Consider the following 22,852-nt stretch of genomic DNA (forward strand, 5'->3'; position numbering starts at 1 on the left):
GGACTCATTTCTTGACGGGGTCGGTTTGATCGGCACGATCGGCTCGATCTTCTTCATCGGTACGGCTGGTGGGGACGGTCTTGCCGGTGGGCCGGGAGGAAGGTGTGCTGCGGCTCGGAGCCAGGACCACTGCCAGCGCCGTCAGCAGCGTGAGCGCCGCCGCTACGACGAACGGGGCCCCGCCCGTCCACGCGCTGTCCGAGCCGCCCGCCACCGCCGTGCCCAGCGCGCCGCCCGCGGACTCGGCCACGCCCCACACCAGCCCCGCGAAGCCGAAGGCCGCGAAGCTGTTCCCCTCGGCCTTGCGGGCCATGATGCTGTCCGCCGCCGGCGACCACACGAGCTCCGAGAACGTGAACACCGCCGCGCCCACGAAGACGACCGGCCAGGCCGGCCCCCTCCCGGGCACGAACAGCACGAGCCCGGCCGCCAGCAGCACCATGCCGAGTGCGATGACGGCCCGGTCGCCGCGCCTGCCCGCCAGGCTCTGCATGCGCCGGGCGACCACGCCTTGGAACAGCACGATCAGCACGGCGTTGACGAGGAACAGCATGCTGATGACACCCGGAGACACGGACGTCCCCACGTACATGGGCAGCACGTTGGCGAACTGCGCGTACGCCAGCCAGAGCGTCGCCGTCACGCACGACCACAGCAGCACCGGGCGGCTCGGCAGCCCGAAGCGCGCCGCGCCCTTCTCCGGAGGTGTCGCCGTCACGTCGCCCGGCGCGCGGGCGGCCAGTACGGCCGCCACCGCGAACACCCCGGCCGGGATGAGCGGGAACGCGCGGCCGGTGGCAGCCATCAGCCAGCCTCCGGCCACGGGGCCGAGCGCCGCCCCGCCGTTGATGGCGGCGTTCAGGCGGCCGAACGCCGCCAAGCGGGTCGTCTCGTCACAGCCGTTGGCGATGAGCGCCTTGGTGCCGACGTTGGCGCACGAGACGGCGGTGCCGTTCACGGCCAGGACGGCCAGCCAGGACGCGGCGTCGTCCAGGCGCAGCGCGGCGGGCACGAGCATGACCGCGCCCGCCACCGCGTAGCCGCCCACGAGGACGGCCCGGAGCCGGAAGCGCACGACGACGAACTGCATGTAGACCGCGCCGGCCCGCATGCTCAGCAGGTGCACGCCGACGGCGGCCGCCGCGAGCCCGACGGGGATCCCCAGCGTGCCGTGCAGCCAGATCGCGAGGAACGGCGAGATCACGTAGTACGCGGCGCTGCCGAGCGCCCGGGACGCAAGGGCGGACTTCATCGCGGCATTCATGGCGGACTGCATGACCGTACGGATCCTCGGGTCGGCGGCGGGCCGCCGCGCTCCCCTCCTCGGCCCGGCAGCCGTTGCACACACAAGCACATACCGTACGGTCTGTTCAATGGATCAGGGTGTGACCTGTCCCTCTGTCATGTTTTTGTAAGGAGGATTGAATATTGCGCCTTCACTTTTATGGGTGCGGCACATGAAGTTCCGATGAACGCGTGATTGCGTGGCCCTGACCGTCAATACCGGTGCGGTCACCATCATTTCCGGCAGTTCCCGGACCCTTCGCCCCTGTGGGGGCAAGCGGGTCATCTAGCGTGGCCGGCATGTCATGCGCTCCGCGAAACCGGGATGACCACGCGACGGCAACGACCTCCCGCCCTCGGCCGTACGACACCGTGATCCCCACCCCGAGAGGCGGCAAGTGCGTCAGCCGCAGTGACGTGGGTGCCTCGGAGGCCCGGTAGCCGGGGCGGTTGCGGGTCAGCAGCTTCGCCACCTGTCCCGCGGCCTCGTCGGCCAGTTCCTCCAGGGCGTACGCCTCCAGGACGGTGCGGACGGTGGACTCCGCGACGGTGGCGCACCGCGGGTCGTCGGGCAGGTCGAGCGTGTACGACCAGGGGGTCTGCGGCGATACCGTGGCCATGCTGGCTCCTCTGACGAGCGAGGCTAGGCGAGCGGGTGAGTGGCGCGGCTCACCACCGTACGCCGTCCGGCCAAAGGTATTTAGCGGCGTCGGCAGAACTACTTCGGTAAGCACCCATGTGGGTGACGCGCCGGCCTCCGCGGTGCCCGGTCGTGCGGGTGGCGCGGGCAGCGCGCGGAGGGAGGGACGGAAGATGCCGGTGAGGAGCAGCCCGACGGCACGTCAGCTCCGCCTCGGTGCCGAACTGCGCAAGCTGCGCGAGCGGGCCGGGCTGAGCTCGACCGAGGCGGGCCGGCTCCTGGGCACCAACCAGGCCCAGATCAGCAACATCGAGGCGAGCCGCTACGGAGTGAGCGCCGAGCGCCTGCGCGCCCTCGCGCGCAACTACTCGTGCTCCGACGAAGCCCTCGTCACCGCCCTCATCGACATGGCCGGCGAGCGCAAGCGCGGCTGGTGGGAGGAGTACCGCGAGATCCTCCCCGCCGGGCTGCTGGACCTCGCCGAGCTGGAACACCACGCCGTGGCGCTGCGCGCCTCGTACGTCGCCCACCTGCCCGGGCTTCTCCAGACGGCCGAGCACTGCCGTGTGGTCTTCCGGCAGGTGGTGCCGCCCCTGTGCCCTCCGGAGATCGAGCACCGCGTCTCGCACCGCATCAAGCGCCAAGCCGTCCTCTACCGCGAACGCCCCACCCCGTACACGGCGATCGTCCACGAGGCCGCGCTGCGGATGCGCTTCGGCGGGCCCGCGGTCGCGCGGGCGCAGCTGCGGCACATCCTCGGCATGAGCGAGCGCGAACACATCAAGGTCCTGGTGATCCCCTTCGACGCCGGCGCGTTCCCCGGCTCCGGGCAGTCGACGCTGTTCGCGGTCGGCCCCGTACCGCAGCTGGACACCGTGCACGTCGACCGCGAGCACGGCTCGGAACTGGTGGACGCGGCCGCCCAATTGGACCGCTACCGCATGGTGCTCGACCGCATGGAGTCCGTGGCCCTCGGCGAGGCGCGGTCCCGGGACGTGATCCATGGCATCGTCCGCGGCCTGGAGGGCAGGTGACTCGACGGTGGGTGAACGGGTGAATCGTGCTCCGGGCGGGACGTCCGGGGGTATGGCTCTGCTATCGAGGTGATTGAGGAGGCGGCGGCGATGGGCAATGACCTGGGAAGTCTGCTGGGCGGGCTGCTCGGCGGCGGGGAGGCCGGCAAGGGCGGCAGCCTGCTGGGCGCGCTGCTCACCTCGCTCGGCGGCGCCGGCACGCACGGCGCGGGCAGCAATCCGCTCGGTGCGCTGCTGGACACCCTCAAGGAGGGCGGTCTCGGGCAGAAGACCGACTCGTGGGTCGGCAAGGGGGCGAACCAGGAGGTCAGCGGGCCGGAGATCGCGCAGGCCCTGCCGTACCAGGCGCTCGACCACGTGGCCCAGCAGGCGGGCGTGACCCCGGAGGAGGCGGCGGATCAGCTCGCGCAGACGCTGCCGCAGGCGGTGGACAAGCTGACTCCGGCCGGCGAGGTGCCCGAGGGCTCCCTGGAGGACCTGATCCGGCAGCAGTCGTGAGGCGTCGGGTCTGAGGCGGCGGGCGGCCCCGGTGCATTTCGGCACCGGGGCCGCCCGCTCCCTGCGGGTTACTTGACGACCGTGATCCGGTCGGCCGCCGGCGGGGCCAGCGGGGCGCCCTTCGACGAGTGGGCCGTCAGGTACGCGTTGAAGACGTCCAGGTCGGACGCGCCGACGCGCTTGTTCGTGCCCTCCTTGAAGGCGGGGAAGCCGTCGCCGCCGCCCATCAGGAACTCGTTGCCGGCGATGCGGTAGGTCTTCGCCGGGTCGATGGCGGTGCCGTTCAGCTTGACCGACGAGGCCGGGACGCGGTCGGCGCCCTTCTTCGTCAGGTCCAGGGTGTACGCCAGGCCCCTGCTGATCTGGAGGATCTTCGGCTGGGCCTCGTTCGGGCCGCTGACCTGCTGCTGGAGCGCGGCGATGACCTGCGCGCCGGTCAGGTCCTTCGACTGCATCATGTTGGTGAAGGGCTGGACCGTGAACGACTCGCCGTACGTCACGACGCCGTCGCCCTCACCGGCCGACGCCTTGAAGACCAGGTCGGAGCGGATGCCACCGGGGTTCATGAAGGCGATCTGCGCGCCGCCCTTGTCGGCCGGGGCGAGGGCCTCCAGCTGGGCGTCGGCGATGACGTCGCCGAGCGGCTTCTCGTACGCCTCGGAGCCGCGGCCGTTGATGTCGGCGCTGATGTAGCCGACGGGCTTGTCGGCGACCGGCGCCGCGAGCTTCTTCCAGTGGTCGATGAGCGCGGTCATGTCCGCGGCCTTGGGCTGGTTGCGGTCCACGACGTGGTTCGCGGTGCGCGGGTTCGCGGCGGGCTTGCCGTACGCCCCCTGCTTGCTCTTGACCGGGGTGCGGACGATGTCCTTGGTACGCCGGTCGTAGGTGAGCGTGGTGTCGGTGTACAGGCGGCCGAAGGAGGCGGCCGAGGTCACCGTGCGGGGGGCGCCGGACGGGTCCGGGATGGTGCAGGCGTAGGCCTGGTGGGTGTGGCCGGTGACGAAGGCGTCGACCTTCGGCGTCACCTTCTTGGCGATCTCCACGATCGGGCCGGAGATGCCGGCGCCCGCGCCCGGGGTGTCGCAGTCGAAGTTGTACGCGCCGGAGGCGGGCATGCCGCCCTCGTGGACCAGGGTGATGATCGACTTCACGCCCTGGCGGTCGAGCTCCTTGGCGTACTTGTCGATCGTCTCGACCTCGTCGGCGAACTTCAGGCCCTTGACGCCCTCGGCGGTGACGACGTCCGGCGTGCCCTCCAGGGTGAGACCGATGATGCCGATCTTCACGCCCTTGTGCTGCCAGACCGTGTACGGCTTGAGGACCGGCTTGCCGGTCTTCTCGTCCAGGACGTTCGCCCCGAGGTAGGGGAAGCGGGCGCCCTTGAAGGTCTTGCCCTTCTCGGCGCAGCCGTCCTTCGGGTGGCAGCCGCCGCGCTGCATGCGCATCAGCTCGGTGCGGCCCTCGTCGAACTCGTGGTTGCCGACCGAGGTCGCGTCGAGGCCGATCTTGTTCATCGCCTCGATGGTCGGCTCGTCGTGGAAGAGACCGGTCATCAGCGGGCTGGCCCCGATCAGGTCGCCGGCCGCGGCGGTGATCGAGTACTCGTGGCCCTTGCGGGCGGTGCGCAGCGAGTTGGCGAGGTACTCCACGCCGCCGGCGGGTATGGCCTTCGTCGTCCCGTCGGGCTGGGCCTCGGTCACGGTGCCCGACGAGCCCTGCGGCGGCTCCAGGTTGCCGTGCAGGTCGTTGAAGGAGAGCAGCTGGACGTCAACCGTGCGGCCGTGCGTGCGGGCGTCGGCCGGGACGGCGGTCGCCAGGACCCCGGCCGTGGCGGCGAGGGCGGCGGCGGTCGCGGTCAGCCGTCTCGCCAGGCGCTTGCGTGGCGGCGTCGCGTGCATATGTTCCCCTTTATGCAGGATTGCTTACGAGAGGTGGACGGAATGGTCAGCCGCAGCGTAGATCAACCCGCGTAGAACGTCAGGAGGGTTGGCTGTGCGGGTTCCGCGATACCGGCGTCGTAGGCTCGCACCATGAGCGACGTCACGAACAACGCGAACGGGCCGCGGTCCATCGAGGTGCTGGACGCACTCGCACCCGAGGCCGCGCAGGACGTGCTGCGGCTGATCACCGAAGCGGCGGAGACCGACGGGCAGCCGGCCGTCTCGGAGCAGGGCCGGCTCCAGCTGAAGGGGCGCCGGCCGGGCGTCCGGCACGTGCTGCTGCGGACCGGCGACGGGGCGCTCGTGGGCTACGGCCAGCTGGAGGACAGCGACCCCGTCGAGGCGCCCGCGGGCGAGCTCGTCGTCCACCCCTCGCAGCGCGGCCGCGGGCACGGGCGGGCGCTCGGCACGGCACTGCTCCACGAGTCGGGCAAGCGGCTGCGGGTGTGGGCGCACGGCGGGCACCCGGCGGCGCGGCACCTCGCGCAGGTGCTGGGCATGAGCCTCTTCCGCGAGCTCCGCCAGATGCGCCGCCCCCTGCACGACCTCCTCCTCCCCGACCCGGTGCTCCCCCCGGGCGTGACCGTGCGCACCTTCCGTCCCGGCGAGGACGACGCCGAATGGCTCGCCGTGAACGCGGCGGCCTTCGCCCACCACCCGGAACAGGGCTCGCTCGTCCAGCGCGACCTCGACGACCGCAAGGCCGCGGACTGGTTCGACCCCAAGGGCTTCTTCCTCGCCGAGAAGGACGGCCGCGTCATCGGCTTCCACTGGACGAAGATCCACGCCGACGAGGGCCTCGGCGAGGTCTACGTCCTGGGCGTGGCCCCCGGCGCCCAGGGCGGCGGCCTCGGCAAGTCCCTCACCACCCTCGGCCTCCGCCACCTCGCGGCCCAGGGCCTCCCGACGGCGATGCTGTACGTGGACGCCGACAACGCGGCGGCGGTAGCGGTCTACGAGGGCCTGGGCTTCCAGATCCACGAAACGGACTTGATGTACCGCACGGAGAGCTAGGACGGGGCGGGCGGACCTCGGCGGGACCGGCCGCGGCCATGACGGCTCGGCCGCCGAGGCGAGCCGTCATTCGTACCAATGAAGCGGGACCACCGGACTGATCGGCCGTGCTGCGGGCCGCGGGGAGCGGTCGTCCCGGGTCCTCGCGCTCAACACCTCCGCGTCCGACGCGGGCCGTACGACCGCCGGGGCGGCTTCCCACTCGCGCCCGCCGAGTGGCGGGCGGAGCTGCAGCCGCGGCCCCTCGTGGCCCATCACCTCACCGACCTTGCCCCAGCGGATGTCGATCACGAATGAACCTTTCCGGGGGACTTGATCGGCGGAGCGGCCGGACGGGGTGAGACCTTCGGTGGCTGGATTTCTCATGCGGATAGGACATCGCTTGGAGAGGCCGTGGACCAGGTCGCACCGGCGGCCACTTGGGCGGACATATTGCAGGACGTTTCCAGATGCTGCTCCACCTGGTGGACTACTTTGAGCAGCACAGCGTTGGGGGTCGGTCATGGCAGACACGCCAGGGAACCCGTTGTTCGTGCGGGCACGCATTGCTCAGGGGCTGTACACGCAGGAGGAATTCGCCGAAGCGTTCGAGGGTGCGGCTCGTGCGCTGGGGTTCAAGCTGACGGTCTCGGTCCGGCAGGTCCGTCGCTGGGAATCCGGGAAACCGGGCTGGCCGCACCCTGCTGCGCGCACGGTCCTTCAGGCACTTCTCCGGAGCCCCGTTGAAGAGCTGGGCTTCGCTCGGCCGGTTCGGAACGTGGGGGAAGCCGTCCCATCCCCGGCGGTCACGCCGCACGATGGTCCCGTGAAGAGACGCGACTTCGTCACTTACTCGCTTGCCGCGGTCGGTGCGGTGAGTGTTCCTGCTTCGCCTGACGAGATCCTGACCCAGGTCATGGCCGATCCGCTGGACCGGTTGCGGTCCGTCCTCACGGGCGGTGGTGCGGAGTGCCGGAAAGAGCCGAGCAATCTCAGAGCTCTGGTGCAAGCGTCCGCTTCAGCGAAGCGGCAGATCCAGAAGTGCCACTACTCCAGCGTGGCCAGAGGTCTGCCGGACTTGCTTATCGAATTGGAGCCCCGGCACGGATCAGCCGAAGACCGGCGGCAGCTCGATCGCATCGCCGTCGAGGCGTACCACGTGGCTTCCTCTCTCCTGTTGAAAAACGATGATGCACCGTCCGCCTGGATCGCTGCCGAGCGGTCCATGGCAGCGGCTCGTCGGACGGCGGACGCGGCGGCCATCGCTTCGGCTTCACGCATTCTGGCCCACGCGGTGACGGCAGTGGGCCATCACCGGCAAGGGGTCGGTGTCGCTGTCCGGGGAGCGGACGAGGTCTCCGGCAGCGTGTCCCGGTCCAGCCCGGGCATGGTCGCAGTCTTCGGCGCCCTGCTGCTGCGAGGGGCGTGGGCTGCTTCGGCGGCCTGCGACAGGGACATGGCCGAGGCGCTCTTGAATGAAGCCGGGCAGGCTGCCGAACTACTGGAAGATTCGAACCTCCAGGGGACCGCGTTCGGGCCGAACAACGTTCTGCTGCACAGGGTCTCCATCGCACTCACCCTCGGGGACGCCGGCAGGGCACTCACGGAGGCGCGGAAGGTGAGCGTTCCCACGCTGGCTGTCGCGGAGCGGCGTGCGGTCTTCTGGACAGATGTCGCTCGGGCCTTGCACGCCTGCGGGAGAACCGAGAAGGCCACGGCTGCCCTGCTCGCGGCCGAGGGAGAGGCTCCCGAAGAGGTACGGTCCCGGCCTGTGGTCCGGGAGCTGATCGGGGAGCTGCTGATGCGGGATCGAAGCGGCCGTGTGCCCGTGCTGCGTTCCCTGGCGTCGAGAGCTCAGGTGACCGTATGAGCCCCGGCCGGGTGCTGTATCTGATCGTGTGCGCGGCGGGCCCCGCCGGGGACGCCGTACGGGCGGTGGCTGCCGCGAAAGGCCGCGGCTGGGACGTGTGCGTGATCGCCACTCCGGCCGCCGCCGAAGGTGGCTTCATCGACCGGCCTGCCTTGGAGTCCGCGTCGGGGCGGCCGGTGCGGAGCACGTGGCGCCGGTCCGGCGAGGAGAAGCGCAACCCTCCTGCGGACGCCGTCGTCGTGGCGCCGATGACCATGAACACGGCCAACAAGTGGGCCGCCGGGATCGCCGACACGTACGCCCTCGGCCTGGTGGCCGAGGCCGTAGGGCTCGGGCTGCCCGTGGTCGCCCTGCCCTTCTGGTCGACGGCTCTGGACTCCCACCCCGCCACGCAGCGCGCTGTGGAGACCTTGCGCGGTGCCGGTGTCCGCGTGCTGTACGGAGCAGGCGCATGGGTGCCCCACGCCCCCGGTACGGGGGAGGAACGGCGCGCGTCGTATCCGTGGGACCTCGCGCTGGACGCCGTGGAGGGACTGTTGTCTCAGGGCCGAGCAAATGGCCTGGCCTGATCCTCCAGGGTCAGGCCAGGCCATTTGCCATTGCCACGTGCGTGGCCTTACGTCACCGCTCGGACGAATGAGCTGCCGGTCGTCGGCAGAGCCGCACGAGATGCACCGTCGTGGCAGCGCTCAGCCCCCAGAAGACGGCCGACGTCCACGCCATTGCTGCTGTCGATGCAGAGCCATCGATGGCCAACTGGACGAGCACCACGGTCAAGACACCGGCGAAGAGCGCGGGCGCGTCCGCATACGCTCCGAGTCGCGCGAAGCGGCTGCGCACGCCACGACGGGTGAGGAACACTTCCGTGCCCAGGGCCGCCATGCAGAACGCTGCGACGGATGTCCACAGCCACCAGTTCACAGGATGTCCCTTCCGCTCAGACCACCGCCATGGTGACATGGCGGAATTGGGCTTGTCAGTTACAGCCGTTGCTGTAGACGCCCGGCACAAAGATTCCGGCCGCGAACTTGATCTTCAGGCAGTACCCGTCGCCCCTCGCCTCGACGGCCTTGGCGGTAATGAGGGCCGAGTTGACCTGGTAGAGGACGTTCAGTGGCGGCGGGAGAAGGCTCACAGACAGAGCGGCGGTCGCACCGTAGATGGCGATGTTCTTCGTCTCGGACTTCGTGAAGTACGCCGTGCCGGTGACGTTCCCCCAGGTGATCTTGGGGTCGGCCACTACGGGGAACGCAGTGTCCTTGTTGGTCTCAACGTGCTGGATGAGCTGGTTTCCGTCGAGCTTGTAGCTGGTCGCCACCGGCTTGCCGTGAGCATCCTTGGCCCAGGGCGCCTCGATGGCCCCTACGGTCATCTTGGCTCCGTCACCCGCGGACTTGATGACGCCGTAGCCGCCCTTGCCATCGGGGATCAGCCGGGCGTCGTCGGGCACGTCGAGAGTGAATCGCTGCTCGGTGGAAGCCGAGCGGTCCTTCAGCGTGACCAGCGTGCGGGCACCGCCGTCAGCGGTGGGCTGGACCGCAAGGTCCGTTGCCTTTGCCGCCTCGGAGTACACCACAGTGCCTGAGCCTGCCTTGGTGCCCGCCACACCCTTGGTGCCTGTGAGCTTCAGACCGAGAGAACTGCCGTCCGCAGCCGTGGCCTTGACGTCGCCCGTGGCGTCGTGTGGTGCGGCGACAGTGACCTTGCCGGCTGCTGTGTCGGTCGTGGCCTTCGCGGCCGCCTCAGGTGAACTCACGGAGGGGGCGATGTCGCCCGTACCTGTGGCCTTCTCGACGACCGAAGCGGCATGCGCGGCATTGCCGACCGGGGAGCCGTCCGCGAAGGCCGGAGCCGCAGCGCCGAGCAGAGTGAGGGCCGTCGCGAGCGACACGGCGGACGCAAGGGGACGGGCAAGGGATCTCCGGGCGGTACGCACAAGTAACTCCAAGCTCTTGACGTCGCAGACCATCAGGTTTCCGTCCAGTCGTGGAGGGCTGGTCTGCTTTGGCGATCAAGAAGCTAGGTGTATGCAGCATGTGAGTGCAAAGGTGCTCAAGCGGATCTGCGTCGCATTTTGCCGTGTGATGAAAGGGGTATTCGATCCTGGAACGGGCGCTGGATGACTGTTCCGGCGAACCGGCAGTGCATGACTGATCACGTACTGGTGTGAAGTAACCGTAGGTATGTGTACGGAAGTTAGCGAATCGCGCTCAGGGTGCCCCCGGTCGCCGGCGGTCGGAGGGCGGCACCTGCTGCTGGGGGCGTCGCTCCTCCGGCACTTGGCCGGATCCCGGGGTGCGGACGAGTATCGGCAGGCCAACCGGAGATCGGGCGTGCAACCACCTTGTCGGGGAGTCCTCCATGGAGGTAAAGCCCGCCGTGGGACCTCGCCCCCGGCCTCCCACCGGCGGCGTCGGCGGCGCGCAGCCTACGGGATGGCCGGGCCGCTTGATCCGGTCCGTGGGGCGATTCACCCGGTGGGGGGCGGTAGTTGGGTCGCCGTGGCGTGTTCGTGTGCGGTTGCGGCTAGCGTGCGCGCATCGGGTTGCCTCGTACAGAAAGCGAGGCGGCCCCCGGCGGTGCTAGCCACACCGGCCTGGGGGCCTACACCTGTAAGGAGAGCTCAAGCAAAGGCTCCTCAAGATGCTCAAGCATGCTATCCCTCCTGCGTCCTTCTTCACGCAGGTTCCCAACGAGATCCTCCGTCACCCCCGGCTGTCCTCCGACGCCGTCCGCCTCCTGACCTGGCAGTTATCTCTGCCGGACGGTGCGAACGAACCGCTGTCGAAGTCCGCGGAGCGCGCAGGGATCAAGAAGATTGCGTTCCTTCGGGCGAAGCGCCAACTCCTGGGCGAGGGTTACCTCCACGAGTGGCGGCTTCAGGGTGAGGGTGGACGGTGGTCGACGACTCAGCTGGTGTCGAGCGTGCCGCTGTCCGCGGAGGAGGCGCTGGCCGTGCGGGACGGCAGGCCGCCGACGGGCGGGATTCCGGCCGCCGGTGAGCCGACCGGCCGGTCCGTCGGCCGTTCCCCCAAAGACAACAACGGTGAGAACAACTGCCACCCTCCCTCCCCGGCGGACGGGGAGGCGGACGGGGAGGCGGCGGACGCGCCTCCCGAACGGGCCGCGCCCCCCGCGCCCGTGATCGAGCGCGGGGCCCGGGCGCTGGCGGCCGTCGCCCGCACGGAGCGGCGGCTGCGGTTGTCGGCGCCGGACGTGGCGCGGCTGGCGCCGCTGGCGGGGGAGTGGCTGCGGCGGGGCGTGCCGATGGCGGAATTCCGTGAGGCGCTGACCGCCCGTCTCCCTCAGGTGGTGCATCACCCGGCGGGCCTGGTCCGCGACCGGCTGGTCCGTAAGATGCCCCCGGCCCCGGCGTTCGCCGAGCAGCGGGCCTCGATGCCCCAGGTGGGGGCGCCGCCGCCACGGGTGGCCGGGATGCGGGAGTGCGGAGGCGATCATGTGCAGCCGCGGCTGTTCAGGCCCGTAGCGGACGAGGTCCTGTGCCGGGAGTGCTGCCGGGACGCCCCCGCCACCCACGGTGCCGTGGCGGCCGCGCTGCGGGGAGCGGGCGCCGTCCGGGCGGCCCTGCGCGGGGGCGGCGGGGCGGCCCCCGTTTGACAGGTCACACCCCCGTCCCGCACCCTTTCACTAGTCAAGTAGTGAAAGGGGCCCGCGTGGTCGAGTTCCGCATCGACCGTCGCAGCGGGGTCGCCACGTACCTGCAGATCGTCCAGCAGGTCAAACAGGCCCTCCGGCTGGGGCTGCTCGCGCCCGGGGACAAGCTGCCCACGGCCAAGGAGGTCGTCGCGGCCACGGCGATCAACCCCAACACCGTCCTGAAGGCCTACCGCGAGCTCGACCGCGAGGGGCTCGTCGAGGCGCGGCCGGGGCTCGGGACGTTCGTGCGGCGGTCGCTGGCCCGGCCGCAGGCCGCCGCCGGGTCGCCGCTGCGGGCCGAGCTGGCGGACTGGATGGGCCGCGCCCGCGAGGCCGGTCTCGACCGGGAGGACGTCGCCGCGCTGCTCGCCTCCGTGCTGGAGGAGGGGTTCGACGGGCCCGCGGGAACGGCAACGTAGGACGTAGGGGGAGCGGATCGGATGACCGGCCTGACGTATCAACCCGAGCGGACCGCCCTGGAGGCCGTCGGCCTCGGCGTGCGCTACCGGCGCCGCTGGGCGTTGCGGGACTGCTCGTTCCGGCTGCCCGCGGGCCGGGTCTGCGCGCTCGTCGGGCCCAACGGCGCGGGCAAGTCCACGCTGCTGTCGCTCGCCGCGGGGCTGACCCGCCCCGGCAAGGGCTCGCTCACCGTCTTCGGCGGCCGCCCGGGCGCCGCGGACGTGCGGCCGCGCGTCGCCTACCTCTCCCAGGACAAGCCGCTCTACCCGCAGTTCACGATCGCCGACACCCTCCGCATGGGCCGCGAGCTCAACCCCGGCCGCTGGGACCAGGCCGCCGCCGAGGCCACGGTCGCCGACGGCGGGCTGTCGTCCGGGGCCCGCGTCGGCGACCTCTCCGGCGGCCAGCGCACCCGCGTGGCCCTGGCCCTCGCCTTCGGCAAGCGCCCCGACGTCCTGCTGCTGGACGAGCCCATGGCCGACCTCGACCCCCTCGTGCGGCACGAGATGACGGCGGCCCTGATGACCCAGGCCGCCGCGAACGCCACCACCGTCGTGATCGCCTCCCACGTCCTCGCCGAGCTCGACGGCGTCTGCGACTACCTGCTGCTGATAGCCGACGGCCGGGTCCGGCTCGCGGGCGAGGTCGAGGACCTGCTCGCCGCGCACACCGTCCTCGTGGGCCGCCACGAAGGGCCGGGCCTGCCGCGGGAGTTCGCCGTGCACACCGTCGTCGAGGCCCGCGCCACGGGGCGGCAGCTGACCGCCCTCGTCCGGCCCGACGGCCCGGTCGCCGGGCAGTGGAAGGCCGCCGAGCCCTCCCTGGAGGAGCTGCTCCTGGCCCATCTGCGCACCCCGGACGCGCCCCCGCTCCTCGCCCCCAGCGCCGAACCGCGCCGCTTCAAGGCGGCGGCGTGAGCACCACCGCCACGACCACCGCCACGACCACCGCCCGCCCGCCCCGCTCCCTCGGCGTGACCTGGGTCGTCTGGCGGCAGCACCGCACCGCCGCCTGGATCGCCCTCGCCGTCCTCGCCGCGCTCTGCGCCGAACTCCTCCGGCTGCGCGGCGCGATGACCGGATACCTCGCGGCGCACGGCCTGAACGTCCCCTGCACCGGGGACGCCGACGCGTGCGCGGCGCACCAGGTCGCCGCCGAGGGCTTCGTGTCCCGCTACGGCGGCCTGCTCTCCTACAACGGCCTCGTCCTGGACTACCTGCCCGTCCTCGCCGGCATGTTCGTGGCCGGGCCCGTGATCGCACGCGAGCTGGAGAGCGGTACGTACAAGGTGGTGTGGACCCAGTCGGTCTCACCCCTGCGCTGGTTCGCCGCGAAGCTCGCCCTGCCGGTCCTCGCCCTGCTCGCGGGCGCCTCGGTGCTGTCCGCCCTGTACAGCTGGACCTGGGCGTCCGTGGGATTCCTCGAGCACGACTGGATCGTGCACGGGCCCCGCTGGTACGAGACGTTCGACGCGCTCGGGCCCGCGCCCGTCGCCGGCGTCCTGGCCGGCTGCGCGCTCGGCGCCCTCGCGGGCCTGCTGGTGCGCCGCACGCTGCCGGCCATGGCGGTCACGGCCGCCGCGTGCGCGCTGCTGTACTGGCCGCTGACCGCCGTCCGCCCGTACCTGGCGGACCCGGTGACGGACACCGTCCCGGCCACGGCCGACTATCCCCCCGCGCTCTCCAACGGGGCCTCCTGGCGCTACGAGCGCGGGATGACCACCCCGTCGGGCGGGCGCCTCCCCGACGCGGGCTGCATCGAGGCCCCCTCGATCCGGCGCTGCGTCGCCGACCACGGAGCCACCGGCTGGTATCTCGACTACCATCCGGCCTCGCACTTCTGGCGCCTGCAATGGGCCCAGGCGGGCGTCGTGACGGGCGCGGCGGCCCTGCTGTCGGCGGGGGCCGTGTGGCGGGTCCGGCGGCTCAGCCCCTGACCTGCGGGTTCCGGCGGCCGGGCAGGGGACCCGGGCCTGCCGCACGGAGGGCCCCCGGTCGGTTGCCCGCACGACATGTGGGCTTCACCTGCGATTCAACCGCGGTTGCGAGCCTTGCGGAATGCAGCCCGCCGTGCCACCCGCACCCGCTCGAAGGCTCCGTGCCGCCCCCGACGCGCGAGCCGTCGACGCGCCCGGCCCGCCCCCGGCGCGGCACCATGGGAACATGACCCAGTCGTCCAGCGCACAGGCAAACGGCCGGCCGGACCGGCCGCACGGCGACCGCCTCGCCGAGGCGTACGGGAACCCGCAGCCCTCGGTCGGCTCCATCGCCGCGCACCGGCCCTACGCCGTCGCCGGCCCCGCCGCCTCCCCGGGCCTGGAGCCCGACCTGGACGCCGACCTCGGCCTGTACCCGTACGGTCACGACGCGTACGACGACGACGGCTACGGCCATGACGGATACGGGCACGACGCCTACGGCCTCCGCCCGGCCCGCGAGGGAGGCCGGGACGCCGGCGACGACCCCTACGGCGACGGCCCGCTCCCGCAGGGCCGCTTCCTGGACCGCGAGCGCAGCTGGCTGGCGTTCAACGAGCGCGTCCTGGAGCTGGCGGAGGATCCGGACACCCCCCTCCTGGAACGCGCCAACTTCCTCGCGATCTTCGCGAGCAACCTGGACGAGTTCTTCATGGTGCGCGTCGCCGGCCTCAAGCGCCGCATCGCCACCGGCGTGGCCACCCGCTCCGCCTCCGGGCTCCAGCCCCGCGAGGTGCTGGAGCTGATCTGGACCCGCTCCCGCGAGCTCATGGCCCGGCACGCCGCCTGCTACCAGCAGGACGTCGCCCCCGCGCTCGCCGAGGAGGGCATCCACCTCATCCGCTGGAACGAGCTGACCGACAAGGAGCAGGGCCGCCTCTTCACCCTCTTCCGGCAGCAGATCTTCCCCGTGCTGACGCCGCTGGCCGTCGACCCCGCGCACCCCTTCCCGTACATCTCGGGCCTCTCCCTCAACCTGGCCGTGGTCGTCCGCAACCCCGTCAGCGGGCACGACCACTTCGCCCGGGTCAAGGTGCCGCCGATCCTCTCCCGCTTCCTGGAGGCCTCCCCGCAGCGCTACGTCCCCCTGGAGGACGTCATCGCCGCGCACCTGGAGGAGCTCTTCCCCGGCATGGAGGTGCTCGCGCACCACATGTTCCGCGTGACCCGCAACGAGGACCTGGAGGTCGAGGAGGACGACGCGGAGAACCTGCTCCAGGCCCTGGAGAAGGAGCTCATGCGGCGCCGCTTCGGCCCGCCCGTACGGCTGGAGGTCGAGGAGACCATCGACCCGTACGTGCTCGACCTCCTCGTCCGCGAGCTGAAGATCTCCGACGCCGAGGTCTACCCGCTGCCCGGCCCGCTCGACCTCACCGCGCTCTTCCGCATCGCCGCCCTGGACCGGCCCGAGCTCAAGTTCCCCAAGTTCGTGGCCGGCACCCACCGCGACCTCGCCGAGGTCGAGTCGGCGTCCGCGCCCGACATCTTCGCCGCCCTGCGCGAGCGCGACGTGCTCCTGCACCACCCGTACGACTCGTTCTCCACCTCCGTGCAGGCGTTCCTGGAGCAGGCCGCCGCCGACCCGGACGTCCTCGCCATCAAGCAGACCATCTACCGGACGTCCGGTGAGTCGCCCATCGTCGACGCCCTGATAGACGCGGCCGAGTCGGGCAAGCAGGTGCTCGTCCTCGTCGAGATCAAGGCGCGCTTCGACGAGCAGGCCAACATCAAGTGGGCGCGCAAGCTGGAGGAGGCGGGCTGCCACGTCGTCTACGGCCTGGTGGGCCTGAAGACGCACTGCAAGCTGTCCCTGGTCGTGCGGCAGGAGGGCGACACCCTGCGCCGCTACTCGCACGTCGGCACCGGCAACTACCACCCCAAGACGGCACGGCTGTACGAGGACTTCGGGCTGCTCACCGCCGACCCGCAGGTCGGCGCCGACCTCTCCGACCTCTTCAACCGGCTCTCCGGCTACTCGCGCCGCGAGACCTACCGGCGGCTGCTCGTCGCCCCCAGATCGCTGCGGGACGGGCTCGTCGCCCGGATAGCCAAGGAGGTCGCGCACCACCGCGCCGGGCGGCCCGCGTCCATCCGCATCAAGGTCAACTCGATGGTCGACGAGGCCGTCATCGACGCCCTCTACCGCGCCGCCCGCGCCGGCGTGCCGGTCGACGTGTGGGTGCGCGGCATCTGCGCCCTGCGGCCCGGCGTGCCCGGCCTGTCGGAGAACATCCGCGTCCGCAGCGTCCTCGGCCGCTTCCTGGAGCACTCGCGGGTCTTCGCCTTCGGCAACGGCGGCGAGCCCGAAGTGTGGCTCGGCAGCGCCGACATGATGCACCGCAACCTCGACCGCCGCATCGAGGCGCTCGTCCGCGTCACCGACCCCGCGCACCGGGCCTCGCTCAGCCGGCTGCTGGAGACCGGCATGTCCGACTCCACCGCCTCCTGGCACCTCGGCCCCGACGGCGCCTGGACGCGGCACGCGACCGACGGCGACGGGCAGCCGCTGCGGAACGTCCAGGAGATGCTCATAGACGCCCGGAGGCGCCGGCGTGGCCCAGCAACCCCATGACCCCGCGCCCGCGGACACGCCATCAGACACGGATACGGACGCGCTTACCGCGCTCAAGGACACCGCCGCCGGGGGGCAGGACACGATGACGACGAAGTACCCGGCCGCGCGCACCGCCGCGGGCCCCGCTCCCGCGAGCCTCGCCGGCCCCGCGGGCTCCGCCGGCCCGGAGGCCGCGGGCGACGTCCTGGCCGGCTATCTGCACGCCCAGGCGGTGGAGTTCCTCCGCAGCCTGCGCCTCCACGGCGAGAGCGGCGCCGACGCCGACGAGGCGGGGGAGGCGGCCCGGCTGCTGCGCCGCTCCGCCCGGCGCATCGCCGGGGCCCTCTACGTCTACCGCCCGCTGACGGACACCGACTGGACGGACCAGATCCGTACGGAACTGGTGTGGCTGACAGAGCTGCTGGGACGGGAGCATGCCTACGCGGCGCGGCTCGCCCGGCTGCGGGGAGCGCTGCACCGGCTGTCCGGAACGGAGGGCGGCGGGCCTGCGGGCTGCGGCCTGACGGTCGGGGCCGCCCGGGCCGGCGCCCTGCTGGAACGGCAGCTCACCCTCGCCCGGACACGCGCCCACTCCGCCGCCCTGCAAGCGCTCGGCACCTCCCGCTTCCACGCGGTGGCCGACGCCGCGGCGCTGCTCGCCTCCGAGGTGCCCCTCGACCCCGGCGCGCGCTCCCTCCCCGCCCACGACGCCCTGCCCCGGCTCGCCGAGCAGATCCACCGGCGGCTCACCGAGGCCGCCGACGCGCTCCCGCTGTCCACCGCCGGCCACCCGTACAACGCCGAGGCCCTCGCCCACGGCCTCGCCGCCACCCCGGCCCCCGACGGGCCGCCCGCCGAGGGGCGGCAGGACGCGCCCTGGCACCAGGTCCGCCGGCTCGTACGGCTGCGGCGGTACGCCCAGGAAGTCCTCGACGAACACCTCCGGACCGAGGCCGACCCCACCCTGTCCGTACGCCTCCTCGGCGCCGGCCAGGCCCTCGACCGGCACCGCGACGCCGCCGAGGCGGCAGCGGCCGCCGCCGCGGCCGCCCGCACCCCGCGCATCGCCCCGGCCACCGCCTACGCCCTCGGCATCCTCCACGCCGACCAGCGCCACGAGGTCGAGGCGTCGCGCTTCGCCTTCGGCCGCATCTGGCAGCGGGTCACGGTGGCGACGCCGTCATGACGGGGGAGACGGCGACGCAGCGGGCAGCCGGCTGCGTGCTCTGGCGGCGGGGGCGGGGCGGAGGCCTGGAGATCGCGCTGGTCCATCGACCGAAATACGACGATTGGTCGCATCCGAAAGGCAAGCTCAAGCGCGGCGAGGACGCGCTGGGGTGCGCCCTGCGCGAGGTCCGTGAGGAAACGGGCATGGCGTGCGAGCCGGGCGCGGCGCTGCCCACGGCCTTCTACGTGGCGGCTGGCCGCCGCAAGGAGGTCCGCTACTGGGCGGCGCGGGCGACGGAGGGCACGTTCGTGCCGAGCCGCGAGGTGGACCGGATGGCGTGGCTGCCGCCGGCGGAGGCGAGGAAACGGCTGACGGAGGAGCGGGACAAGGAACTCGTGGACGCGTTCCTCGCCCAGATAGGCAGGTCCGGGGCACTGCACTGAACGGGGGAGCTCCCGTGCTGCGCGCCCGTCCGGGCACTGAACGGGGGAGTCCACGCACTCTTGAGCCCGTCCGGCGATTGAGGACGAGCGCGTTCAGCGCGATACGGACCCGGGGCGGAGCCCCGGCCTCACTCGCGCGGCGCGAGGGCCGACCACGCCACCGTGACCTCCCCCTGCCGCCACCGCCGCGGCCCGTCCACGACAGGCCAGTCCGCCCGCAACGCGGCCACCGTACGGATCCACCGCTGCCGAGCGCTGAGCGCAGCGTACGGCGCGGCAGCCGCCCAAGCCCGGTCGAAGTCGCGCAGGAACGCATGCACCGGCTCGCCGGGAACATTGCGGTGGATGAGCGCCTTCGGGAGGCGTTCAGCCAGGTCAGAGGGGGTGTGCAGGGAGCCGAGCCGGGCCGCGAAGGTGACCGTACGCGGCCCCTCGGGGCCGAGCGCGACCCACACGTGCCGCCGCCCTATCTCGTCGCACGTGCCTTCCACGAGCAGCCCGTCCGGCGCGAGGCGCGCGCGGAGCCGGTCCCAGACGGCGGTGACCGCGGCCTCGTCGTACTGCCGCAGGACGTTCGCCGCCCGTATCAGCACGGGCCGCCGCCCGCCGTCGAGCGGTATCTCGAAGCCGCCGTGCCGGAAGGACAGGCCGTCCCGCGCGTACGGCCGGGCGCCCTCGACGCGCGCGGGCTCGATCTCTATGCCGACGACCGACGCGTCCGTCCGCACCGTGCGCAGCCGTCCGAGCAGTTCGACCGCGGTCCAGGGCGCGGCGCCGTAGCCGAGGTCGACGGCGACCGGGTCGGCGCTGCGGCGCAGCCCGGGCCCGTGGGCGTCGGCTATCCAGCGGTCCATGCGGCGCAACCGGTTCGGGTTGGTCGTACCCCGGGTCACCGCGCCGACGGGGCGGCTGGGGGGAGCGGAGGTGCGTACGGCCATGCCTTCGAGAGTAGGCGCTGGTCAGGGCGGCCGGAGACCGGCCGGACGAGGGCTGGGTCACTCTTTGGCAAAGCGGAAATGCGACTCCGCCCCGCGGCGTTGCACCGTTGATAACGGTGACGCACGCCCCCACCCCTCACGCTGACGGAGGACACGCACGGTGAGCCAGTACGCATCCAGGCTCGGCGCCCGCCGCGGCCGCGCGCTCGGCACCCTCGCGGGCACCCCGCTGCGCCGCCTCGGCGCCCCTCGCAAGCCCCGCCGCATCGCGATGCTCAGCGTTCACACCTCGCCGCTCCACCAGCCCGGCACCGGCGACGCCGGCGGGATGAACGTGTACATCGTGGAGCTGGCCAAGCGGCTCGCCGCGATCAACATCGAGGTCGAGATCTTCACCCGCGCCACCACCGGCGCCCTCCCGCCCGCCGTCGAGCTGGCGCCCGGCGTCCTCGTCCGGCACATCGACGCCGGCCCGTACGAGGGGCTGGCCAAGGAGGAGCTGCCGGCGCAGCTGTGCGCCTTCACGCACGGCGTGATGCAGGCGTGGGCCGGCCACCGGCCCGGCCACTACGACCTCGTCCACTCCCACTACTGGCTCTCCGGGCACGTCGGCTGGCTCGCCGCCGAGCGCTGGGGCGTCCCCCTCGTCCACGCCATGCACACCATGGCCAAGGTCAAGAACGCCGCCCTGGCCGCGGGCGACACGCCCGAGCCCGACACGCGCGTCATCGGCGAGACCCAGATCGTGCGCGCCGCCGACCGGCTCGTCGCCAACACCGAGGGCGAGGCGCGGGAGCTGATCCACCACTACGAAGCCGACCCCGGCAAGGTCGCCGTCGTCCACCCCGGCGTCAACCTCGACCGCTTCCGGCCCGCCGACGGCCGGGCCGCCGCGCGCGCACGCCTGGGCCTGCCGGCCGACGCCCTCGTCCCGTTGTTCGCCGGCCGCATCCAGCCCCTCAAGGCCCCCGACATCCTGCTGCGCGCCGTCGCCGAGCTCCTGGACCAGCAGCCCGCCCTGCGGTCGCGCATCGTGGTGCCCGTCGTCGGCGGCCCCAGCGGCAGCGGCATGGCCAAGCCCGAGGGGCTCCAGAAGCTCGCCGCGCGCCTCGGCATCGCCGACGTCGTCCGCTTCCGCCCGCCGGTCGGCCAGGAACAGCTCGCCGACTGGTACCGGGCGGCGTCCGTCCTGGTCATGCCCTCCCACAGCGAGTCCTTCGGGCTCGTCGCCGCCGAGGCCCAGGCCTGCGGCACGCCCGTCCTCGCGGCGGCCGTCGGCGGCCTGCCCGTGGCCGTGCGGGACGGCGAGAGCGGCTTCCTCGTCGACGGCCACGACCCCGCCGACTACGCCGCCGTGCTGCGCCGCTTCGCCGACGAGCCGGGCCTGGCCGGGCGGATGGGCGAGGCCGCGGCCCGCCACGCGCGCCGCTTCGGCTGGGGCACGGCCGCGGCCGCCACGGCCGAGGTGTACACCGAGGCGATGGGCGAACGGCGGCGTCGCCTACGCTCGTCGCATGTCTGACGCCAAATCCGTCATCGAGCAGACGTTCCACGAGGCCGGGCTCGAATGGGAGAACCCGGCCGACGGCACGTACGTGGTGAAGCTGCCCGGCACGCGCAAGCTCGCGACGACCGTCTCCCTGGTCGTCGGCAAGCACTCGCTCTCGGTCAACGCCTTCGTCGTGCGCCGCCCCGACGAGAACCACGAGGCGGTGCACCGCTGGCTGCTGGAGCGCAACACCCGGCTGTACGGGCTGGCTTACGCGCTCGACCAGCTGGGTGACGTCTACCTCGTCGGCCGGCTGCCGCTGGCCGCGGTCACCCCGGACGAGCTCGACCGGATCCTCGGCACGGTCCTGGAGAACGCCGACGGCAGCTTCAACACGCTGCTGGAGATGGGCTTCGCGAGCGCCATCCGCAAGGAGTACGCGTGGCGGACGGCGCGGGGCGAGTCGACGCGGAACCTGGAGGCCTTCGCGCGGTTGACGGCGGATCAGGCCGATGCGGCCGGCCGGCCGGACGGCGAGGGCGGGGCCGGACCCGCGGGGTCGTAAGGCGGGGCCTACGCCGGTGACCCCGCCGGGTCCGGGGCCGAAGCTTGTGCGTCGGCCCCCTCCCGAAGCGGTTCCGGCACCGCTGCCGGATCCGCCGCCGTGACCCTCCTCATCAGCACCCAGTAGCCGGCCGCGGTGATCGTCCCGACCACCGCGCAGCCCGCCCACAGCGCGTCCGCGCCGAACCGGTCGATGACCGTGCCGCCCGCGACGGGTGCGACCAGCGACGCCGCCGACCACGACAGGGTGTACATGCCCTGGTAGCGGCCGCGGCCGTGGACCGGCGAGAGCCGGGCGACCAGGCCCATCTGGATGGGCGAGTTGATGATCTCCGCGAGCGTCCACACGCAGACGGTCAGCATGTACACCGCGAGCGAGCCGGCGAAGGCGGTGAGCCCGAAGCCGTAGCCGCCGAGGAGCGCCGCGAGGACGAGCAGCAGCCGCTGGTCCCGGTGCTCGATGAAGCGGGTGACGGGGATCTGGACGGCGACGATCAGGACGCCGTTGACGGCGATGGCCATGCCGAAGTCCTTCGTGGAGAACCCGCCGTCCGCCATCGCCACCGGCAGGGCGACCTGGGACTGGAGGAAGACCACGGCGATGAGGAAGGACAGGCCGACCACGGCCATGAAGCGGCCGTCGCGCATCACGGTGCCCATGCTGACGACGGGCTCGCCGGCCTTGGCCGAGCCCGCGCCCGAGCCCGTGGCGGCGGCGCCCACGGCGTCAGGCCGGGACTCGGGCAGCTTCACGAACACCAGCACCGCGCAGAGCATCGTCATCGCGGCCTCGCCGAGGAAGCCGATCAGATAGCTGTACTCGGCGACGAACCCGGCGGCGACCGACGAGATCGCGAAGCCGAGGTTGATCGCCCAGTAGTTCAGGGCGAAGGCCCGCACCCGGTCCTCGGGGGCGACGATGTCCGCCATCATCGCCTGCACCGCGGGGCGCGAGGCGTTGCTCGCCATGCCGACGACGAACGCGACGACCGCGATGGCCACGGGGTCGGTCATGAAGCCCAGCACGGCCACCGACACGGCGGTCGAGGCCTGGGCGATCAGCAGGGTGGGCCGGCGGCCCAGCCGGTCGGTCATCACGCCGGCGCCGATCGACGACACGACGCTGCCGAGGCCGAGCAGCGCGCCGACGAAGCCCGCGAAGGAGGCGGAGTGCCCCTGGTCGGCGGTGAGGAACATGGCCAGGAAGATGGAGACGAAGGCGCCCAGCCGGTTGACGAGCGTGGAGGCCCACAGCCACCAGAAGGCCCGGGGCAAGCCCGAGACACTCTCCTTCGCGGCTCGTCTGACGCTCGCGACGGACATTCCGGATCCCCCCATGTGTAAGT

At 72.3% G+C, this 22,852-nt stretch carries 22 protein-coding genes; 14 read left to right on the top strand and 8 right to left on the bottom strand.

The features are described 5' to 3' along the window. Window positions 1-4 precede the first annotated feature (4 nt). Together PS271_RS16245 and PS271_RS16250 are read right to left on the bottom strand one after the other, a co-directional pair. The gene (locus PS271_RS16245) at window positions 5-1,276 is read right to left on the bottom strand and encodes an MFS transporter (protein WP_398382563.1); all 1,272 of its coding nucleotides are present in this window, start codon (window positions 1,274-1,276) and stop codon (window positions 5-7) included. A 166-nt stretch (window positions 1,277-1,442) separates the two neighbouring features. Further along, a complete protein-coding gene (locus PS271_RS16250; protein ID WP_398382564.1) occupies window positions 1,443-1,904 on the bottom strand; it encodes a hypothetical protein in 462 nt (153 codons plus the stop codon). 193 nt (window positions 1,905-2,097) lie between these two features. Between PS271_RS16250 and PS271_RS16255 the strand changes: the two genes are divergently transcribed. Both PS271_RS16255 and PS271_RS16260 read left to right on the top strand, forming a co-directional pair. Beyond that, window positions 2,098-2,958, top strand: a complete 861-nt coding sequence (locus PS271_RS16255) for a helix-turn-helix domain-containing protein (protein ID WP_398382565.1) — start codon at window positions 2,098-2,100, stop codon at window positions 2,956-2,958. Window positions 2,959-3,048: 90 nt separating this feature from the next. Next, a complete protein-coding gene (locus tag PS271_RS16260; protein WP_398382566.1) occupies window positions 3,049-3,456 on the top strand; it encodes a YidB family protein in 408 nt (135 codons plus the stop codon). 68 nt (window positions 3,457-3,524) lie between these two features. Here the strand turns inward: PS271_RS16260 and PS271_RS16265 are convergent, their stop codons facing one another. Next, window positions 3,525-5,354 carry a bifunctional metallophosphatase/5'-nucleotidase gene (locus PS271_RS16265; protein WP_398382567.1) on the bottom strand — a complete coding sequence of 610 codons (1,830 nt, stop codon included), beginning with the start codon at window positions 5,352-5,354 and terminating at the stop codon, window positions 3,525-3,527. Between the two features lie 132 nt (window positions 5,355-5,486). Between PS271_RS16265 and mshD the strand changes: the two genes are divergently transcribed. Further along, entirely contained in the window at window positions 5,487-6,410 is a 924-nt protein-coding gene (gene mshD, locus PS271_RS16270) for a mycothiol synthase (protein WP_398382568.1), read from the top strand. 66 nt (window positions 6,411-6,476) lie between these two features. Here the strand turns inward: mshD and PS271_RS16275 are convergent, their stop codons facing one another. Then, entirely contained in the window at window positions 6,477-6,701 is a 225-nt protein-coding gene (locus PS271_RS16275) for a hypothetical protein (protein ID WP_398382569.1), read from the bottom strand. Window positions 6,702-6,912: 211 nt separating this feature from the next. Between PS271_RS16275 and PS271_RS16280 the strand changes: the two genes are divergently transcribed. Together PS271_RS16280 and PS271_RS16285 are read left to right on the top strand one after the other, a co-directional pair. Beyond that, entirely contained in the window at window positions 6,913-8,259 is a 1,347-nt protein-coding gene (locus PS271_RS16280; RefSeq protein ID WP_398382570.1) for a helix-turn-helix domain-containing protein, read from the top strand. Then, entirely contained in the window at window positions 8,256-8,828 is a 573-nt protein-coding gene (locus tag PS271_RS16285; RefSeq protein WP_398382571.1) for a flavoprotein, read from the top strand. Before PS271_RS16280 ends, PS271_RS16285 begins: the two co-directional genes overlap by 4 nt. A 52-nt stretch (window positions 8,829-8,880) precedes the next feature. On the opposite strand, the gene PS271_RS16290 is transcribed toward PS271_RS16285, so the two are convergent. Together PS271_RS16290 and PS271_RS16295 are read right to left on the bottom strand one after the other, a co-directional pair. Further along, a complete protein-coding gene (locus PS271_RS16290) occupies window positions 8,881-9,180 on the bottom strand; it encodes a hypothetical protein (protein WP_398382572.1) in 300 nt (99 codons plus the stop codon). Window positions 9,181-9,235: 55 nt separating this feature from the next. Continuing rightward, window positions 9,236-10,150 (bottom strand): hypothetical protein, encoded by a 915-nt coding sequence (locus PS271_RS16295; RefSeq protein WP_398382573.1) that lies wholly within the window; start codon window positions 10,148-10,150, stop codon window positions 9,236-9,238. Between the two features lie 752 nt (window positions 10,151-10,902). Between PS271_RS16295 and PS271_RS16300 the strand changes: the two genes are divergently transcribed. The 7 genes from PS271_RS16300 (at window position 10,903) to PS271_RS16330 (ending at window position 18,515) form a co-directional block, all read left to right on the top strand. Next, window positions 10,903-11,877, top strand: coding sequence for a hypothetical protein (locus tag PS271_RS16300; RefSeq protein WP_398382574.1), 975 nt, complete (start codon window positions 10,903-10,905; stop codon window positions 11,875-11,877). 56 nt (window positions 11,878-11,933) lie between these two features. Further along, window positions 11,934-12,335: a GntR family transcriptional regulator gene (locus PS271_RS16305; protein ID WP_398382575.1), complete on the top strand. Its 402-nt coding sequence runs from the start codon at window positions 11,934-11,936 to the stop codon at window positions 12,333-12,335. A gap of 21 nt (window positions 12,336-12,356) precedes the next feature. Beyond that, window positions 12,357-13,292: an ABC transporter ATP-binding protein gene (locus tag PS271_RS16310; protein ID WP_398382576.1), complete on the top strand. Its 936-nt coding sequence runs from the start codon at window positions 12,357-12,359 to the stop codon at window positions 13,290-13,292. Then, complete coding sequence (locus tag PS271_RS16315; RefSeq protein ID WP_398382577.1) at window positions 13,289-14,311, top strand: ABC-2 membrane transporter-related protein; 1,023 nt, start codon at window positions 13,289-13,291, stop codon at window positions 14,309-14,311. The genes PS271_RS16310 and PS271_RS16315 overlap by 4 nt, the downstream gene beginning before the upstream one ends. 121 nt (window positions 14,312-14,432) lie before the next feature. Then, window positions 14,433-16,922 (top strand): RNA degradosome polyphosphate kinase, encoded by a 2,490-nt coding sequence (locus PS271_RS16320; protein WP_398382578.1) that lies wholly within the window; start codon window positions 14,433-14,435, stop codon window positions 16,920-16,922. A gap of 85 nt (window positions 16,923-17,007) precedes the next feature. Continuing rightward, window positions 17,008-18,090 (top strand): CHAD domain-containing protein, encoded by a 1,083-nt coding sequence (locus PS271_RS16325; RefSeq protein WP_398386884.1) that lies wholly within the window; start codon window positions 17,008-17,010, stop codon window positions 18,088-18,090. After that, window positions 18,087-18,515: an NUDIX hydrolase gene (locus PS271_RS16330; protein ID WP_398382579.1), complete on the top strand. Its 429-nt coding sequence runs from the start codon at window positions 18,087-18,089 to the stop codon at window positions 18,513-18,515. Before PS271_RS16325 ends, PS271_RS16330 begins: the two co-directional genes overlap by 4 nt. Window positions 18,516-18,643: 128 nt before the next feature. On the opposite strand, the gene PS271_RS16335 is transcribed toward PS271_RS16330, so the two are convergent. Continuing rightward, entirely contained in the window at window positions 18,644-19,453 is an 810-nt protein-coding gene (locus PS271_RS16335) for a class I SAM-dependent methyltransferase (protein WP_398382580.1), read from the bottom strand. Window positions 19,454-19,613: 160 nt separating this feature from the next. Here PS271_RS16335 and mshA point away from each other — a divergent pair, with 160 nt between their 5' ends. Together mshA and PS271_RS16345 are read left to right on the top strand one after the other, a co-directional pair. Further along, on the top strand, window positions 19,614-20,975 hold the full coding sequence (mshA, locus tag PS271_RS16340; RefSeq protein WP_398382581.1) for a D-inositol-3-phosphate glycosyltransferase: 1,362 nt from the start codon (window positions 19,614-19,616) through the stop codon (window positions 20,973-20,975). Beyond that, window positions 20,968-21,507: a type III secretion system chaperone family protein gene (locus PS271_RS16345; RefSeq protein WP_398382582.1), complete on the top strand. Its 540-nt coding sequence runs from the start codon at window positions 20,968-20,970 to the stop codon at window positions 21,505-21,507. Before mshA ends, PS271_RS16345 begins: the two co-directional genes overlap by 8 nt. Window positions 21,508-21,515: 8 nt before the next feature. On the opposite strand, the gene PS271_RS16350 is transcribed toward PS271_RS16345, so the two are convergent. Next, on the bottom strand, window positions 21,516-22,829 hold the full coding sequence (locus tag PS271_RS16350; protein ID WP_398382583.1) for an MDR family MFS transporter: 1,314 nt from the start codon (window positions 22,827-22,829) through the stop codon (window positions 21,516-21,518). Window positions 22,830-22,852: the final 23 nt, after the last annotated feature.

It is taken from the genome of Streptomyces sp. SCA2-17 (assembly GCF_044336695.1).

Excerpts from the sequence above, each read along its gene's own strand:
- PS271_RS16245 (WP_398382563.1), bottom strand. The coding sequence starts at position 1,276 with ATGCAGTCCGCCATGAATGCCGCGATGAAGTCCGCCCTTGCGTCCCGG.
- PS271_RS16250 (WP_398382564.1), bottom strand. The coding sequence starts at position 1,904 with ATGGCCACGGTATCGCCGCAGACCCCCTGGTCGTACACGCTCGACCTG.
- PS271_RS16255 (WP_398382565.1), top strand. The coding sequence starts at position 2,098 with ATGCCGGTGAGGAGCAGCCCGACGGCACGTCAGCTCCGCCTCGGTGCC.
- PS271_RS16260 (WP_398382566.1), top strand. The coding sequence starts at position 3,049 with ATGGGCAATGACCTGGGAAGTCTGCTGGGCGGGCTGCTCGGCGGCGGG.
- PS271_RS16265 (WP_398382567.1), bottom strand. The coding sequence starts at position 5,354 with ATGCACGCGACGCCGCCACGCAAGCGCCTGGCGAGACGGCTGACCGCG.
- mshD (WP_398382568.1), top strand. The coding sequence starts at position 5,487 with ATGAGCGACGTCACGAACAACGCGAACGGGCCGCGGTCCATCGAGGTG.
- PS271_RS16280 (WP_398382570.1), top strand. The coding sequence starts at position 6,913 with ATGGCAGACACGCCAGGGAACCCGTTGTTCGTGCGGGCACGCATTGCT.
- PS271_RS16285 (WP_398382571.1), top strand. The coding sequence starts at position 8,256 with ATGAGCCCCGGCCGGGTGCTGTATCTGATCGTGTGCGCGGCGGGCCCC.
- PS271_RS16300 (WP_398382574.1), top strand. The coding sequence starts at position 10,903 with ATGCTCAAGCATGCTATCCCTCCTGCGTCCTTCTTCACGCAGGTTCCC.
- PS271_RS16310 (WP_398382576.1), top strand. The coding sequence starts at position 12,357 with ATGACCGGCCTGACGTATCAACCCGAGCGGACCGCCCTGGAGGCCGTC.
- PS271_RS16320 (WP_398382578.1), top strand. The coding sequence starts at position 14,433 with ATGCAGCCCGCCGTGCCACCCGCACCCGCTCGAAGGCTCCGTGCCGCC.
- PS271_RS16325 (WP_398386884.1), top strand. The coding sequence starts at position 17,008 with ATGACGACGAAGTACCCGGCCGCGCGCACCGCCGCGGGCCCCGCTCCC.
- PS271_RS16330 (WP_398382579.1), top strand. The coding sequence starts at position 18,087 with ATGACGGGGGAGACGGCGACGCAGCGGGCAGCCGGCTGCGTGCTCTGG.
- PS271_RS16335 (WP_398382580.1), bottom strand. The coding sequence starts at position 19,453 with ATGGCCGTACGCACCTCCGCTCCCCCCAGCCGCCCCGTCGGCGCGGTG.
- PS271_RS16345 (WP_398382582.1), top strand. The coding sequence starts at position 20,968 with ATGTCTGACGCCAAATCCGTCATCGAGCAGACGTTCCACGAGGCCGGG.
- PS271_RS16350 (WP_398382583.1), bottom strand. The coding sequence starts at position 22,829 with ATGTCCGTCGCGAGCGTCAGACGAGCCGCGAAGGAGAGTGTCTCGGGC.